This window comes from Gemmatimonadaceae bacterium (genome assembly GCA_036504815.1).
Lineage (GTDB): Bacteria > Gemmatimonadota > Gemmatimonadetes > Gemmatimonadales > Gemmatimonadaceae > PNKL01.
The window spans coordinates 204,385-219,252 of sequence record DASXUN010000012.1; the positions used below are offsets into that span (position 1 = coordinate 204,385).

General features: G+C 68.4%; 15 protein-coding genes. All 15 read right to left on the reverse strand.

Features of this window, described 5'->3' with window-relative positions:
• Positions 1 to 21: 21 nt before the first annotated feature.
• A complete protein-coding gene (locus tag VGJ96_06045) occupies positions 22 to 867 on the reverse strand; it encodes a menaquinone biosynthesis protein (protein ID HEY3286665.1) in 846 nt (281 codons plus the stop codon).
• Positions 867 to 2,036: an aminofutalosine synthase MqnE gene (gene mqnE, locus VGJ96_06050; GenBank protein HEY3286666.1), complete on the reverse strand. Its 1,170-nt coding sequence runs from the start codon at positions 2,034 to 2,036 to the stop codon at positions 867 to 869. The genes VGJ96_06045 and mqnE overlap by 1 nt, the downstream gene beginning before the upstream one ends.
• 1 nt (position 2,037) lies before the next feature.
• Positions 2,038 to 3,282 (reverse strand): beta-ketoacyl-ACP synthase II, encoded by a 1,245-nt coding sequence (gene fabF / locus VGJ96_06055; GenBank protein ID HEY3286667.1) that lies wholly within the window; start codon positions 3,280 to 3,282, stop codon positions 2,038 to 2,040.
• Positions 3,283 to 3,286: 4 nt separating this feature from the next.
• Complete coding sequence (locus VGJ96_06060; GenBank protein HEY3286668.1) at positions 3,287 to 3,523, reverse strand: acyl carrier protein; 237 nt, start codon at positions 3,521 to 3,523, stop codon at positions 3,287 to 3,289.
• Positions 3,524 to 3,586: 63 nt separating this feature from the next.
• The gene (fabG, locus tag VGJ96_06065; GenBank protein ID HEY3286669.1) at positions 3,587 to 4,318 is read right to left on the reverse strand and encodes a 3-oxoacyl-[acyl-carrier-protein] reductase; all 732 of its coding nucleotides are present in this window, start codon (positions 4,316 to 4,318) and stop codon (positions 3,587 to 3,589) included.
• Between the two features lie 58 nt (positions 4,319 to 4,376).
• The gene (gene fabD / locus VGJ96_06070; GenBank protein HEY3286670.1) at positions 4,377 to 5,309 is read right to left on the reverse strand and encodes an ACP S-malonyltransferase; all 933 of its coding nucleotides are present in this window, start codon (positions 5,307 to 5,309) and stop codon (positions 4,377 to 4,379) included.
• 10 nt (positions 5,310 to 5,319) lie between these two features.
• Positions 5,320 to 6,309, reverse strand: coding sequence for a beta-ketoacyl-ACP synthase III (locus VGJ96_06075; protein ID HEY3286671.1), 990 nt, complete (start codon positions 6,307 to 6,309; stop codon positions 5,320 to 5,322).
• Complete coding sequence (gene plsX / locus VGJ96_06080; protein HEY3286672.1) at positions 6,306 to 7,328, reverse strand: phosphate acyltransferase PlsX; 1,023 nt, start codon at positions 7,326 to 7,328, stop codon at positions 6,306 to 6,308. The genes VGJ96_06075 and plsX overlap by 4 nt, the downstream gene beginning before the upstream one ends.
• A gap of 2 nt (positions 7,329 to 7,330) precedes the next feature.
• Positions 7,331 to 7,513, reverse strand: a complete 183-nt coding sequence (gene rpmF / locus VGJ96_06085) for a 50S ribosomal protein L32 (GenBank protein HEY3286673.1) — start codon at positions 7,511 to 7,513, stop codon at positions 7,331 to 7,333.
• 23 nt (positions 7,514 to 7,536) lie between these two features.
• On the reverse strand, positions 7,537 to 8,061 hold the full coding sequence (locus tag VGJ96_06090) for a DUF177 domain-containing protein (GenBank protein ID HEY3286674.1): 525 nt from the start codon (positions 8,059 to 8,061) through the stop codon (positions 7,537 to 7,539).
• Between the two features lie 141 nt (positions 8,062 to 8,202).
• Positions 8,203 to 8,622, reverse strand: a complete 420-nt coding sequence (gene ndk / locus VGJ96_06095) for a nucleoside-diphosphate kinase (GenBank protein ID HEY3286675.1) — start codon at positions 8,620 to 8,622, stop codon at positions 8,203 to 8,205.
• Positions 8,623 to 8,757: 135 nt separating this feature from the next.
• The gene (gene sucD / locus VGJ96_06100) at positions 8,758 to 9,630 is read right to left on the reverse strand and encodes a succinate--CoA ligase subunit alpha (GenBank protein HEY3286676.1); all 873 of its coding nucleotides are present in this window, start codon (positions 9,628 to 9,630) and stop codon (positions 8,758 to 8,760) included.
• Positions 9,627 to 10,772, reverse strand: coding sequence for an ADP-forming succinate--CoA ligase subunit beta (gene sucC / locus VGJ96_06105; protein HEY3286677.1), 1,146 nt, complete (start codon positions 10,770 to 10,772; stop codon positions 9,627 to 9,629). Before sucC ends, sucD begins: the two co-directional genes overlap by 4 nt.
• 227 nt (positions 10,773 to 10,999) lie before the next feature.
• Positions 11,000 to 13,444, reverse strand: coding sequence for a UPF0182 family protein (locus tag VGJ96_06110; GenBank protein HEY3286678.1), 2,445 nt, complete (start codon positions 13,442 to 13,444; stop codon positions 11,000 to 11,002).
• A 1-nt stretch (position 13,445) separates the two neighbouring features.
• On the reverse strand, positions 13,446 to 14,810 hold the full coding sequence (locus VGJ96_06115) for a phosphomannomutase/phosphoglucomutase (protein HEY3286679.1): 1,365 nt from the start codon (positions 14,808 to 14,810) through the stop codon (positions 13,446 to 13,448).
• Positions 14,811 to 14,868: the final 58 nt, after the last annotated feature.

Consider the following 14,868-nt stretch of genomic DNA (forward strand, 5'->3'; position numbering starts at 1 on the left):
GGGGGCGGAACGGACGATCGATCAGGCAGCCGGCAGGAAGACGAGCCGGCCCTGGGGAACCTTGCCGGCCAGCTCCAGCCGCCGGAAGAACTCCGAGAGACCCTCGAGGTATTCAAGCCCGAGGCGGTAGTCGAGACCGGCGAGATACTCGTGAATGACGGCCGACGGCAGGCGGCAGACGGCCGATGCCTCGTCCGAAATCCGCGAGAGGTTGGCGAGTCCCCAGTTGCGGCTCTCCATCAGTGCGCCGTGCACCTGCAGGGCGTCCCGCACGTTCACTTCGCGGCGCGCCACCCAGACTGCAAATACGAAGGGCAGCCCCGTCCACCGCTTCCACTCGAGCCCGAGGTCGTAGACGAACGGATACTCGCGCCCATGGGCCACGGCCACCGGGTGCTCCTTATGCCGCAGCATCAGCGCCGCATCGCCGATGACGAGGCGCGCCGCCACCGGCGACTGATCCTGCCGCAGGTCGTCCGCCTCGGCATCGCCGGGGACAAACGTCGGCCGCACTTTCCAGACGTGCTCGAACAGCAGGTCGAGCAGCGCTACCGACGTCATCGAACTGCGGCTCACGAGCACCTGCGTGCCGCCCAGTTCGGTGGCCGGGCGCGTCGAGAACAGCATCACGCTCCGCACCTCGCCGTGGCACGAGATGGCGAGGTCGGGCAGCAACAGGTACTTGCCGGCGTCTCGCGCGTATTCCACGGCCGAGACCACGGAGACGTCAATGGTCCCCTCGGCAACTCCGCGGTTCAGGGCCGACGGAATGCCGGTGATCAGGTCGGCGTCGAGCGTGACGAGGCCGCGATCCACTGCCCCGTACACGGGCGCGCAGTTGAGGTACGGGATGCGGCCGACGCGCATCAGGCCACTCCGGCCGGCGCTGGCGTCGGCTCGAATTCGGTGCGCAGGATCCGGTAGAACGAGTCGCGCTCGGCCGGCGTCTTCCCCGCTCCCCGGATGATCTTGAGGATCTCGTCCAGGCTCATCGCCTGCGGCGTGTGCGCCCCGACCGCGTGGTAGATCTTCTCGCGCACCACGGTCCCTTCGAGGTCGTTCACGCCGTAGTGCAGCGCCACCTGCGAGAGGTGCGGCGTGACCATGATCCAGTGCGACTTGATGTGCTGGAAGTTGTCGAGGAAGAGCCGCCCCACCGCCAGCATCTTCAGGTCGTCCCAGCCCGTCGTCGCCGTCCCCTGACGACCCAGCTCCCGGCCGAGCTCGTTGTCGTCGGGATGATACGCCAGGGGGACGTACGCCAGGAACCCGCCCGTCTCGTCCTGCAGGTCGCGCAGCATCTGCAGGTGCTCCAGCCGGTCCTCGATGGTCTCGATGTGGCCGTACAGCATGGTGCAGTTGGTGCGGATCCCGAGCTCGTGCGCGGTGCGATGCACCCCGATGTACTCGGCGCCCGCCAGTTTCTTGTCCGAGATGCGCTCACGCACCGCCGCGCTGAACGTCTCCGCGCCGCCGCCCGGCATCGTGTCGAGGCCCGCCGCCTTGAGCGCAATCAGCACGTCGCGCCACGGCATCTTCTCGATGCGCGCGATGTGCGCGATCTCCACCGCGGTCAGTGCCTTGATGTGCACGTGCGGGAAGTTCGCCTTCAGCGTGCGGAACATCTCCTCGTAGTAGGCGAGGCCCGCCTTCATGTCGAGGCCGCCGACGATGTGGAACTCGCGCGTCATCCCGTCGGCGGCGTGCGCCGCCTCGGCGAGCACCTGCTCCATCGTGTAGCGGTAGGCGCCCTCTTCCTTGGGCAGGCGCGCGTAGCCGCAGAAGACGCAGGTCTTCCGCAGGATGCAGACGTTCGTGGGGTTGATGTGCTGATTGGACGCGAACGTCACCACGTCGCCGTTCCGGGCGCGGTTGGCGGCGTCGGCGATCAGCCCCAGCCCGGTGAGATCGCCGGTGCGATAGAGCGCCGCGGCGTCGGCCGTGTCGAGCCGCTCGCCCGCCGCGACGCGCTCGCCGATGCGGCGCAGCACCGGGTCGCTGATCCGGTCAACCGGAACCTGCGGCGCGGGGGCCATATCAGCCCCGCAGCCGGACGAGCGCGAGCGAAGTGTTGTGCCCGCCGAATCCGGACGAGTTGTTGAGCGCGGCGGCGACCGGCCGCCGGACCGGCACATTGGCCGTGCAGTCGAGATCGCACTCGGGATCCGGCGACTGCAGGTTGATGGTCGGCGGCACCACGCCATGATGGATCGCCAGCGTCGTGAAGATCGTCTCCACGGCGCCGGCCGCGCCGAGCATGTGCCCGGTGACCGACTTGGTGGAACTCACGTTCGCGCCCGAGGCGTGCGAACCCAGCACCGCCTTGATGGCGCGGATCTCGTTGGCGTCGTTCATCGGCGTCGACGTGCCGTGCGCGTTCACGTAGTGGATCTCGGCGGTGGTGAGGCCACCGTCCTCGATCGCCCGCCGCATCGCCCGCTGCAGCCCCTCGTGATTCTCGGGCTGGCCGGTGAGATGGTAGGCATCGCCGGTCATGCCGAACCCGGCCACTTCACCGTAGATGCGCGCCCCGCGCGCCTTGGCGTGCTCCAGTTCCTCGAGCACCACGACGCCGCTTCCCTCGCCCAGCACGAAGCCGTCGCGCGTGGCATCAAACGGGCGCGACGCCCGCGCCGGGTCGTCGTTTCGGGTGGAGAGCGCCTGCATGTTCGCGAAGCCGGCCATCGCCATCGCGGTCACCGAGGCTTCGGCGCCGCCCGCGATCATCACGTCCGCATCGCCGTACTGGATGGCGCGGAACGAGATGCCGATGCCGTGCCCCGAGCTGGCGCAGGCCGACACCGTGGTGAAGTTGGGTCCCTTGGCGCCGAAGCGCATCGAGACCACACCCGAGGCAATGTCGCTGATGAACATCGGGATGAAGAAGGCCGACACCCGCCCCGGCCCGGACTTCATCAGGACCTCGTGCTGCTCCTCGAACGTGTTGATGCCGCCAATGCCGCTCGCGATGACCACGCCAGTGCGGAGCGGGTCATACCCCTGCCCGTCGCCGAATCCGGCATCGGTCATGGCCTGCACCGCCGCGGCCATGGCGTACTGCGTGTAGAGGTCGGTCCGCTTGGCTTCCTTGCGGTCCATGTACAGCGCCGGGTCGAAGCCCTTCACTTCGCACGCGAACCGCACCTTGTGGTTCGACGCGTCGAACCGCGTGATTGGCGCGCCCCCCGACTTGCCGTCGAGCAGCGCCTGCCACGAACTCCCCACGTCGTTGCCCACGGGGGTCACGCATCCGAGACCCGTAATGACGACCCGGCGCCTCATCGCGTCAGCCGATCTTCTGGTTCAGGTAGGCGATGGCGTCACCGACCGTGCGGAGCTTCTCGGCATCCTCATCCGGGATGTCGATGTTGAACTCCTTCTCGAACTCCATCACGAGCTCGACGATGTCGAGGCTGTCCGCGCCGAGGTCCTCGATGAAGCTGGCTTCATTCGTCAGCTTCTCACGCTCGACACCCAGTTCCTTCTCGATGATGTCCTTCACCTTGTTGCCATGGTCGGCCATACCGCGGATCCTCTCAAACGTTGAAGTGGAGGGAAGACTTAATATAGTTGATGTCGCGTTCCGCTACATCACCATCCCGCCGTCCACCACCAGGACCTGCCCGGTGATGTAGGACGCCAGGTCCGAGGCCAGGAAGGCCACCGCATTGGCGATGTCCTTGGGCTCGCCCAGCCGGGCCAGCGGGATCTGCGCCGCCAGCGCCGCCTTGGCCTCGTCCGGGAGCTTGTCGGTCATCGCCGTCTGGATGAACCCGGGGGCGATGGCATTCACGAGAATGTTGCGGGAGGCGAGTTCCTTGGCCGACGACTTGGTCAGGCCGATGAGCCCCGCCTTGGATGCGGAGTAGTTGGCCTGCCCCTTGTTCCCCATGATGCCGACCACGCTGGCAATGTTGATGATGCGTCCCCAGCGCCGCTTCATCATGCCGCGCTGGACGGCGCGCGTGGCGACGAACGCCGAGCGCAGGTTGACGGCCATCACCGCGTCCCAGTCTTCGTCCTTCATGCGGGCCATCAGGTTGTCGCGCGTGATGCCGGCATTGTTGACCAGGATGTCGAGCGAGCCGAAGGCGTCCTCGACGGTCTGGATGAGCATGGTCACGGCGGCGGGATCGCCGACGTCGCAGGCGAAGCCCCGGGCCTCGCCAATCTCGCCGGCCGTCTTCTCGGCGGACGCGAGATCGAGGTCCGCAATGGCGACGCGCGCCCCGCAGGCCACCAGGGTCTCGGCAATCGACCGGCCGATGCCGCGCGCGGCGCCGGTGACGAGAGCGGTTCTTCCTTTGAGCGTGATCATTGGGGGGAGACGGAAGAGGGTGGACGGGAGACGGTAGTCACCACGGACAGGCGCTACCCTAGAGGTCGCTGAGCAGGGCTTCGACTTCGGTCACGGTACCGCAGGTCCGGGCGGTGTGATTGGGCGCGAGCCGCTTCAGGAGCCCCGTCAGCACGTTCCCTGGACCCATCTCCACGAAGGTCGCGCCGGGATGCGCCGCGGCCATCGCCTGGATCACCGCGACCCAGCGCACGGGCGAGGTCAACTGGCGCAGCAGGAGATTCCGCGCGACCTCGGCTTCGGACACCGGTGCCGCGGTGACATTCGAGTAGACCGTCCACGCCGGGTTGGTCCACGAGGCGGCCCCGAGCGCGTCGGCAAGCCCGGCCTGCGCCGGTTCCATGAGCGGCGAATGGAACGCGCCGCTCACCTGCAATCGCACCGTGCGCTTGGCTCCCGCGGCCTTGGCCAGCTCCATGCCGCGCTCGACGCCCGCCACTTCGCCGGAGATCACCACCTGCTCGAGCGCGTTATAGTTGGCCGGGACCACGACACCGGCCGCGCTCGCTTCTGCGCAAATCTCATCGATGGGGCGCTGCAGTTCGCCGAGGATCGCGGCCATCGCGCCGGGGCGCTGCACGCCCGTCTCGTACATCAGTTCCCCACGGCGGCGCACCAGCCGCACGGCGTCGGCCAGCGACAGCGCCCCCGCGGCGTGATACGCCGAGAATTCGCCGAGCGAGTGCCCCGCCGCCGCGGCAACGTGCGACGCCGCACGCTGCTTGACCACCGCCCAGACCGCCGCGCCATGGGCCAGCAACGCCGGCTGCGCGTTGTGGGTGCGCGTCAACTCGTCGGCCGGTCCCTCGAAGCAGAGCGTCGAGAGCGGCGCGCCGAGGGCCGCATCGGCCGCGTCAAAGACGGCGCGCGCCGCGGGATACTGCTCGGCGAGGTCCTTCGCCATGCCGGGCTTCTGCGAGCCCTGCCCGGGAAACAGGAGAAGTAGTTGCATGGCCGGCGACCTAGAACCTCACCACCAGGCTTCCCCACGTGAAGCCCGCGCCGAATCCGACGAACATCACCGTCATGCCTTCCTTGATGCGCCCAGCGCGGAGCGCCTCGTCGAGCGCGATGGGAATGGAGGCCGCGGAGGTGTTGCCGTAGCGGTCCACGTTCACGTAGACCTTCTCCATCGGCATGTTGGCGTGCTTGGCCGTGGCTTCGATGATGCGGATGTTCGCCTGGTGCGGGATCAGCAGGTCGATGTCGCTCGACGCGAGCTTGGCCCCGTCGAGCGCGCGGTCACACGCTTCCGCCATAGAGCGCACCGCATTCTTGAAGACCTCGCGTCCCGCCATCGTGATGCAATTGCTCCCCTCGGCCAGCACCTCGGGCGTCACCGGGCGCAGGGAGCCGCCGGCGGGACGCTGCAGCAGGTCGGCGAGCGAGCCGTCGCTCCGCAGGTACGCCGAGAGGATGCCGCGTCCCTTGGTGGACCGCTTGAGCACCGTGGCCCCCGCCCCGTCGCCGAACAGCACGCACGTATTGCGGTCCTTCCAGTTGACGATGCGCGACAGCGTCTCGGCGCCGATCACCAGCACCGTCTCGGCGTCGCCCATCGCCATCAGCCCCTCGCCGATCTTGACGCCGTAGACCCAGCCCGTGCAGGCCGCGTCGATGTCAAAGGCCGCCGCGCGCGACGCGCCGATGGCCGCCTGCACCTCGACCGCCGTCGAGGGGAGCAACCGGTCGGGGGAGGCCGTGGCGAGGATGATCACGTCGAGTTCGGGCGCGGTGACACCCGCCGCCTTCATCGCGGCCCGCGCTGCCTCGGAGGAGAGCGACGTCAGCGACTCTCCCTCGCCCGCGATGTAGCGCTGCTTGATCCCCGTGCGATCGGTGATCCACTCGTCGTTGGTGTCGATGCCGAGCGCGGCGAAGTCGTGGTTGGTGAGGATCTTCTTCGGCACGGCGTGTCCCGTGCCGGCGATCATGGCGAGGGGGCGCTTCATACGGTGGCTCCGGCAGTAGAGGCGAGGCGCTGGCCAATATGGTCGCTCATGCGCGACACCGACGCGCGCAGCCCCACGAGGATTCCGTTCTTGATGGCTTCCGGCGACGACTTGCCGTGGCAGATGATCGAGACGCCCTTCACGCCGAGCAGCGGGGCGCCGCCATGCGCCGCGTAGTCGAGGTTCCGGAGGGCGAGCGCCAGCTGGTCCTGGGGGACCCCGCTCCTGGCGAGCAGCCCGAAGATGAGCTTCGGCACGCTCTCGTAGAACTTGAGCAGGACGTTGCCGACGAAGCCGTCGCAGACGACGACGTCCACCCGACCGCGGTCGCAGGCGCCCATCGGCACGTCACGCCCCTCGACGTTGCCGATGAAGTTGATGCCGCCGGCCGACGCGAGCGACTTGTGCGCCTCCTTCACCGCGGCGTTGCCCTTCTCGGCTTCTTCACCCACGGAGAGCAGCGCCACCGCGGGATTCGCCCGGCCGAGGATGTCCTCGGCGTAAACGGCGCCGAGGCGCGCGAACTGGACGAGCTCGTCGGCCGAACAGTCCACATTGGCGCCGCTGTCGAGCACGACCACCGGATCGCCGGCGCTCGGAAAGAGCGTGGCGATCGCGGGACGATTGAGCCCGCTGTGCAGGCGCAGGATGAACGCGGAGGCGGCCATCTGCGCCCCGGTGTTGCCGGCGCTGACGAACGCGTCGGAACCGCCCTCAGCCTGCAGGCGCAGGCCGACGGCCATCGAGCTGTTGGGCTTGCCGCGGATCGCGACCGACGGCTTGTCGGTCATCTCGATCACCTCGCCGGCCTCGACGATGGACAGGCGATGCGCCGCCTCGCGCACGGCAGGCGTCGCCGCGGCCAGCTGCGCGTCAAGTTCCGCGCGGATGACCTCGGGACGGCCAACCAGCTGGATGCCGTGTTCCGGGGCGAGTTCCTGGAGGGCGAGAAGCGCGCCCGCAATCGTCGCCTTGGGCGCGTGATCGCCGCCCATGGCGTCCAACGCGATGCGCGCCAACGTCAGCTGCCCTTCTTGGTAACCCGCTGCTCGCCGGCGTAGAAGCCGCACTCCGGGCAGACGCGATGCGGCTGCTTCTGGGCGCCGCACTTCGGGCAGGCCTGGATGTTGATTGCCGGAGCCTTCTTGTGCGTGTTCCGGGCCCGCTTCTTCCGCTTCGAAGTTTTTCTCTTCGGGACGGCCATGGTCGTCTCGTGACAGGGTCAGGTCAGTTGGGAGCGCCGCGGGTCTTCCGCAACGCCTCCCATCGGGGATCGATCTCCGGCGCGCAACCGCACGCGCCGGCATTCAGGTCGGCGCCGCACTTGGGGCACAGTCCCTTGCAGTCGGGACGGCACTCCAGGAACGGCGGAACCTCCAACAGCCACTGCTCTCGCACCGCGAGGCGCAGGTCAATCACGTCGCCCTGCGTGCCACCCAGCGGGTAGACGTCGGGATCGTCGTCGTCTTCGCCTCCCGCCTCGGCGTACAGCACGTGCACGTCCATGGCGACCGGCGCTTCCACCGGGGTGAGGCAACGCCGGCACTCCTGCTGCGTCACACCCGACAGGTGGCCGCTGAAGTAGTACCGCCCCGTTCCCGCCGCGGAGATGCGTCCGGTGACCCGGACTCCCTCGCGCAAGGGACGGAGAATGTCCTCTTCCATCCAGATGCCATCATCCGGAGGCAGCACGGCATCGACCGTGGCCCCTCCGTGCTCTAGCGAACGGACGTCAAACGACAGCATAGCCATGTAAACTACTCGCGTTTCACCGTGGGGTCAAGTTCTGGAAATACCGATACTTAGCTGAGTTTCGGGTCCCCAGGCCGGCCTTCAAAGTCCTCCCCCGCGCCCGAACACGCCAAATCCGCTCGGGTGGCCCTTTGGGCTCCGTCAGATCAGCGCGGCCGCGCCAAAGAAGAACATCCCCTCGTGCTTCGCATTCTCGTCCGAATCCGAGCCGTGGACGGCGTTCCGCCCCTTCGATTCGGCGTAGAGCTTGCGCACCGTGCCCTCGGCTGCCTCGGCCGGGTCGGTGGCGCCAATCGCCGCGCGGTAGGCGGCGACGGCGTCCGCCTTCTCGAGCACCATCGACATGCACGGGCCAGAGCTCATGAACTCCACCAGCTCGCCGTAGAATGGGCGTCCCTTGTGCACTTCATAGAAGGCGCCGGCTTCGGCCTTCGTCATATGAAGCACCCGCGCGCAGATGAGCCTGAAGCCCTGCGCTTCGAGGTGCGCGATGATCTTGCCAGCCTTGCCCGCGCCAAAGGCGTCGGGCTTGATGATTGCGAGCGTGCGATTGCCAGCCATGGTCGTCGTTGCTTGAGGTTCGGAGGAATGTGCCTGTACAAAGATAGAAGGGCGCGAAGGGCGGCGAAGGGGGCCGACAGGCGACCTGACCTTCGCGTTCCTTCGCGTCCTTCGGGTATCTCCAGCCGGTGCTGCCTACTTCAGGCCGGCCTTGATCTGCTCCACGAAGTCCATCGGGCGCACGGCGATGCCGATGCCCGCGGCCTTGAAGGCCTCGACCTTCTCGGCCGCCGTGCCCGCCGAACCGGAGATGATCGCGCCCGCGTGACCCATGCGGCGTCCCGGGGGCGCCGTCTGCCCCGCGATGAAGCCCACGACCGGCTTGGTCATGTGCTCCTTCACGAACTTGGCGGCTTCCTGCTCGTCCGTGCCGCCGATCTCGCCCATCATCGCGACCGCCTTGGTGGCCGGATCCTTCTCGAACGCCTCGAGGCAATCGATGAAGTTCGTGCCGTTGATCGGGTCGCCGCCGATGCCGACGCAGGTCGTCTGGCCGATCCCGGCGCGCGTGAGCTGATAGACCACTTCATACGTCAGCGTGCCCGAGCGGCTGACCACGCCCACCGGCCCCGGAATGCAGATGCGCCCCGGGATGATGCCGACCTTCGCCTGCCCCGGCGAGATGACGCCCGGGCAGTTGGGGCCGACCAGGCGGACGCCGCGCTCCTTCACGAAGGGATAGACCTTCGTCATGTCGAGCACCGGCACGCCTTCGGTGATGCAGACGACGGTCTGCACGCCCGCGTCGACCGCTTCCATGATCGCGTCGGCCGCGCCCATGGGCGGCACGTAGATGACGCTGGTGTTCGCACCGGTCGCCTGCACCGCGTCGTACACGGTGTTGAAGATCGGGATCGAGTCCTCAAACTTGAGGCCGCCCTTTCCGGGGGTGACGCCGGCCACGACCTTCGTGCCGTACTCAATGGCCTGCTTGGTGTGGAACGAGCCGTCGCGGCCCGTGATCCCCTGCACCACCAGCCTGGTGTCGTTGTTGATGAAGATACTCACGCGGCCTTTCCTCCCTTCGCCAGCTCGACGGCCTTGATGACGGCTTCGTCCATGTCGGCCGACGCCGAGAAACCGTTCTCGGTGAGGATCTTCATGGCGATTTCTTCGTTGGTGCCGGTGAGGCGAATCACGATCGGCACCTTCAGCGGGTTCGCCTTGGTGGCCGTGACGATGCCGTTGGCCACGTCATCGGTGCGCGTGATGCCGCCGAAAATGTTGAACAGGATGCACTTCACGTTCGGGTCGGCGGTGATGATGCGGAGCGCGTTCACCACCTTCTCCGGGTTCGACGAGCCGCCGATGTCGAGGAAGTTCGCGGGCTCGCCGCCGTAGTACTTCACGAGGTCCATCGTGGCCATCGCCAGGCCGGCGCCGTTGACGACGCAGCCCACGTTGCCGTCGAGCTTGATGAACGTGAGGTTGCAGTTGCGCGCGTCCACTTCCGACGGCGCCTCCGACGACACGTCGCGCAGCGCCTCGATCTCGGCATGGCGGTCGAGTTCGTTGTCGTCGATCACCATCTTGCCGTCCACGGCGATGAGCTCGCCGGCGGGGGTGGCGACCAGCGGGTTGATCTCGGCCAGCGAGCAGCCGCTCGCCATGAAGGCGCGGTAGAGCTGCTGCATGATCTTGGCCGCCTGCTTGGCGAGCTTCACGTCATTGTAGAGGAAGAAGCCCATCCGCATCGCCTCGTAGCCGCGGAGGCCGTAGCGCGTGTCGACCGGGAGATAGAGGATCTTCTCGGGCGTCTGCGCGGCCACCTGCTCGATGTCGATGCCGCCGGCCGCGGACACCATGAACACCGGCTTCTTGCGCTGGCGGTCCACGATGATGCCGACGTACGCTTCGCTGCCGATGTCGGCGGCGACGGTGACGAGCACCTTCTCGACCGTCAGCCCCTTGATCTGCATGCCGAGGATCGCCGTGGCCTTTTCCCTGGCCTCGGCCGGCGTCTTGCAGAACTTCACGCCGCCCGCCTTGCCGCGGCCGCCGGCATGCACCTGGGCCTTCACCATCACCGGCACGCCGTACTCCTTCGCGATTGCTTCAGCTTCCACAGGCGTGGTGGCGACCTTGCCGTTCGGAATCGGCACGCCGAATCCGTGCAGGATCTCCTTCGCCTGGTATTCGTGGATATTCACGGGAACTCCGAGGGAGATGTTCGCGGCGCCCTGTCGGCGCCAGTCGAAGTATGCGGGCGGAATTTACCGCGCGGCGCGGGCGGATGGGAGCCGGAGAGTGCCGCTGAACGCTCAGGGATCACCCGATGTCGCTGTCGGCATCTTCCCCGTGGCACGCCACTCGCTCGCGGCCGCAAGCGGTGGCAGTCGGTCGCGCGAACGTCCGCCCCAACGGTCGCGAACGCTCGCTAGCGGTCGCTCGAAAGCCGTCGGAGCTCGGCCATGGCACGGCCGAACGCGGTCCAGTCGCCGTGGCGCAACGCTTCCTGCATCGCCGCGTGTATGCGCGCGATCCGCAGGCGCAGTCGCGCGTCGGCGACCGGCTCGTGCGTTGGCGCGCCAAAGGAGGCGGCGAGCGTCGCCGCCGTCTGGCCCATGCCGCCAAGGATCGCGGCGATCCCGGTGAGCCTGGGCGAGCGCTCGGGCACCCATTCATAGAACGATTGGAGTACGAGAAGCCCGCCGACGGTTGGCACCACCTGCACGCGGCCACGCCGCGGATGACGGCGCGCCTGACTGATGCGCGCGGAGTCGGCCATCCGCTGCAGGCGATCGAGCAGCGACGACCAGCGCAGGGAGTCTGGCTGTTCGACGAGCGCGGTGCGCGGTGAGGCTCCCCCGATAGCAACCAGGACGCCGCGCACGCGGTCGAGGCCGTCCACCGCCGGGACGCCCCAGGCAAGCGGACTCCCATGCGCCGCGCTGACGAACGGCATGGGAGCGCCGGGCAGGAGCTCGACGTCCGCATCGTCGGCCTGGAACAGCGGACGCACGGCGAGCGTGTCCGCGCGGAAGCCGGTGCGCGCCAGCGCGGTGCCCTGCACCACGGCCCGGTCGACGGGCGCCGGGAGGGCCGCCAGCAGATCCGCGTCAAGCCCGTCACGGGTCACGAACAGGTTGGGCAGGTGATCCCGCCACCACGCCGTCATGCGATTGGGGCGACGCGCCACCAGCACGTGCACCCGGCCGCTGTGCGCGTTGATGAGCGCCAACCCGGCCGGCATGGCGAGGCGCTGCACTCCGCCGGCCACCACGATGGGCTCGCTGAGCGGATAATCGGCGCTCGTGTGAAAGAGCTCGACGGCCCACCAGAGCGAATCGTGCGCGACGAACGCCTGCGCGGTGGGCCCGGCGGTGAAGAACGGGAGGAGCGTGCGCACCCGGTCGTGCACGTCGCGGCGCATGAGGAGACGCGTGTGTCTCGCATCCGTATTGGCAAAGGCGAGTCGCAGGCGCCGCACGCCCCACGCCAGCGCGAGACTGCGCCACCCGGTGCCGAACGCCGGCGCCGCCACGTGGGCGAGCGTGTCGGCGATCAGGCGTGTGGACTCGACGCCGACGCCCACCGCGAGCGGGGCCAGCGTGGCGTACGCCGTGGCACCCGACGGCCACGGGTCGCCGCGCTCATCGGCATCGCCGGGCTCGACTTCCTGCACCGCGAGCCGTGCGAGGGGCGCGCTGTCGTCGGTGCCACCGTACGGGATCACGGCACGCAGGGAGTCGCCGCCGGCGACGCGCCACGACATCGCCCCCCGCGTCGGCGCCACCCCCGGTTCCTGCCCCGCGGCGAGCGCGAGGGCGGCGGGATCCCACCCGCTCACCCGGTGCGCGATGGAGGAATCGGCGAGTCGCACGCTGTCGGCGCGCGCTCCGCGGAGGATGTCGTCCACCGCGAAGGCGCGGCGCGTGAAGAGCGTGCGCGCCGCCTGGTACGGACGCTCCATCACGATCCGCTCGCGCTCGTTGACGGCGCGGCGATCGATGAGCGGCAGGCCCACGCGGCCGACCGGGCCGGCAAACAGGACGATGAGCAGCGCGCCGAGCATCACGCGCTGGTTGCCAATCCATCCCGCCCACGCCACGAGGATGCCCACGCCGGCCGTCCCGATGCTCAGCGCGATCGAGTACGGATAGAGCACCTGATGGTCAAACGAGGTGAACGCTTCGCGCGCACCGCTGCCGCGCAGCAGCAGGTCAAAGGCATCCAGGCGATATCCCCACGCGATGAGCAGCAGCAGGACCGCGGAGTATATGGCGAAATGCCGCCGCACCCAGGTGCTGACGTGCAACCGCCCGTGTTCCAGGTGCACCGACGGCGTGAGGGCATATAGCATGATCACCGTCACGCCGACCACCGCTGCGAGCAGCACCGTCCACTCGTGCAGGGCGCGTTCCAGCGGCAGCCACGCCGTCCAGAACGCGATGTCGCGTCCCAGGTAGGGATCGATCTCGCCCAGCGGCGAGGCCCACTGCACGCGCAGCAGGTCGAGCCAGTCATCCTGCGGCAGTGCCATGACCGCGGCAATCAGGGCACTGATGCCGGCCGCCGTCGCCGTGAGCGCGCGGCCGGGGACGACTTCGCCGATGTGCAGGTTCGCCACCTGCCGCGGCAGGACGAGCGACACGATGGACCGTCGCATCGCGAACAGGTTGATGAAGGCAAACGCGAACGCGACGGCGAACAGCCCCGCGCGCAGCGTGGTGAGCGCAACCACCTGGGCGCGCCAGAGGGCGCCAGCGTCGAGTGCGTCGAACCACGCCCACTCCGCATACGCGCCAGCCAGCAGGCGGCCCGCCACCAGCGCGACGGCGAGCGCCGCGCCACCCAGCGCGAGAGCCCGCCGCATCGTCATGCTAGACGCCCACGCCCTGCGACTTGAGCCACCCTTCCACCTCGCCGCGAATCTCGGCGAGGCGCGCCTCGGTCAGCGCCTCGAAGCGGCAGACGAGGATGGGCTGTGTGTTGGAGGCGCGAATCAGCCCCCAGCCATCGCCGAAGAGAACGCGCGCGCCATCCACCGCGATGACCTCGCGCGTCCTGGCAAAATGCTCCTGCGCGGCCTTCACAATGACGAACTTCCGGTCGTCCGGGCAGTCCACGCGCAACTCCGGCGTGCTGACGAAGCGCGGCACGTCGGCCAGCAGCTCATCCACCCGCTTGCCGCTGTCGCCGAGGATGCGGAGCAGGCGCGCCGCGGCGTAGATGGCGTCGTCGTGCCCGTAGAATCCTTCGGTGAAGAACATGTGCCCCGACATCTCGCCCGCGATCGGCGCGTGCAGCTCCTTCATCTTCTCCTTGATGAGCGAGTGGCCGGTCTTCCACATCAACGGCTCGCCCCCCGCCTGGCGAATGGCGTCGGGCAGCGCCTGCGAGCACTTCACGTCGAAGATGATCGACTGCCCCTTCCCCGTGCGCACCAGCACATCGCGTGCGTACAGGAGGAGCAGGTAGTCCCCCCAGATGATGGTGCCCTCGCCATCCACGATGCCGATGCGATCCGCGTCGCCGTCGAACCCGATCCCCAGTTCAGCCCCGGTGCGCCGTACCGCCGCGATGAGGTCTTGAAGGTTCTCGACGACGGTCGGGTCGGGATGGTGGTTGGGGAAGTTGCCATCGCTTTCGGCAAAGAGCAGTTCCGCGTCCACGCCGATTGCGCGGCAGACCTGCGGCGCCGTCAGCGCGCCCACGCCGTTGCCGCAATCCACCACGACCTTGATGGGGCGCTTGATCCGGCCAATCCGCTGCGCGATGTCGGCCACATAGTCGTCGATCATCGCGACCGTGCGCACCGTCCCCGGCTTCGCCGCGTGCTTGCTCCCGGCGATCAGCTGGTACAGCCGCTGGATGCCGTCGCCATGCAGCGACGTGGCGCCGACGCTCAGCTTGAAACCGTTGAACTCGGGGGGATTGTGCGACCCCGTCACCTGGATGCCGCCGATGACGCCGCAATGGTGCAGGCTCCAGTACAGCACCGGCGTCGGGGCGATGCCGATGTCCACCACGTCCACGCCGCAGTCGGTCAGCCCCTTGACCAGGGCATCGCGCAGCGACGCGCCGCTGTGCCGGTTGTCTCGTCCCACCGCCACCGCGCCGGTGATGCCGCGTTCGGCGAGGATGGCGGCGTACCCGCGGCCGATCCCCTCGGCGGCCTCGAGGGTGAGGTCGTCGCCGACCACACCGCGGATGTCGTATTGGCGAAAGATGCCAGCGTTGATCATGAGTCCAGTGGAAACGGGTGATCCGAAAGTTACTGCGCCCGAGACGTCAACGCCTCGC

Coding starts and splice junctions, on each gene's coding strand:
- fabG (HEY3286669.1), bottom strand. CDS start 4,318: ATGATCACGCTCAAAGGAAGAACCGCTCTCGTCACCGGCGCCGCGCGC.
- VGJ96_06110 (HEY3286678.1), bottom strand. CDS start 13,444: ATGACGATGCGGCGGGCTCTCGCGCTGGGTGGCGCGGCGCTCGCCGTC.
- rpmF (HEY3286673.1), bottom strand. CDS start 7,513: ATGGCCGTCCCGAAGAGAAAAACTTCGAAGCGGAAGAAGCGGGCCCGG.
- VGJ96_06115 (HEY3286679.1), bottom strand. CDS start 14,810: ATGATCAACGCTGGCATCTTTCGCCAATACGACATCCGCGGTGTGGTC.
- mqnE (HEY3286666.1), bottom strand. CDS start 2,036: ATGGCCCCCGCGCCGCAGGTTCCGGTTGACCGGATCAGCGACCCGGTG.
- VGJ96_06090 (HEY3286674.1), bottom strand. CDS start 8,061: ATGGCTATGCTGTCGTTTGACGTCCGTTCGCTAGAGCACGGAGGGGCC.
- fabF (HEY3286667.1), bottom strand. CDS start 3,282: ATGAGGCGCCGGGTCGTCATTACGGGTCTCGGATGCGTGACCCCCGTG.
- VGJ96_06060 (HEY3286668.1), bottom strand. CDS start 3,523: ATGGCCGACCATGGCAACAAGGTGAAGGACATCATCGAGAAGGAACTG.
- VGJ96_06045 (HEY3286665.1), bottom strand. CDS start 867: ATGCGCGTCGGCCGCATCCCGTACCTCAACTGCGCGCCCGTGTACGGG.
- VGJ96_06075 (HEY3286671.1), bottom strand. CDS start 6,309: ATGAAGCGCCCCCTCGCCATGATCGCCGGCACGGGACACGCCGTGCCG.
- fabD (HEY3286670.1), bottom strand. CDS start 5,309: ATGCAACTACTTCTCCTGTTTCCCGGGCAGGGCTCGCAGAAGCCCGGC.
- ndk (HEY3286675.1), bottom strand. CDS start 8,622: ATGGCTGGCAATCGCACGCTCGCAATCATCAAGCCCGACGCCTTTGGC.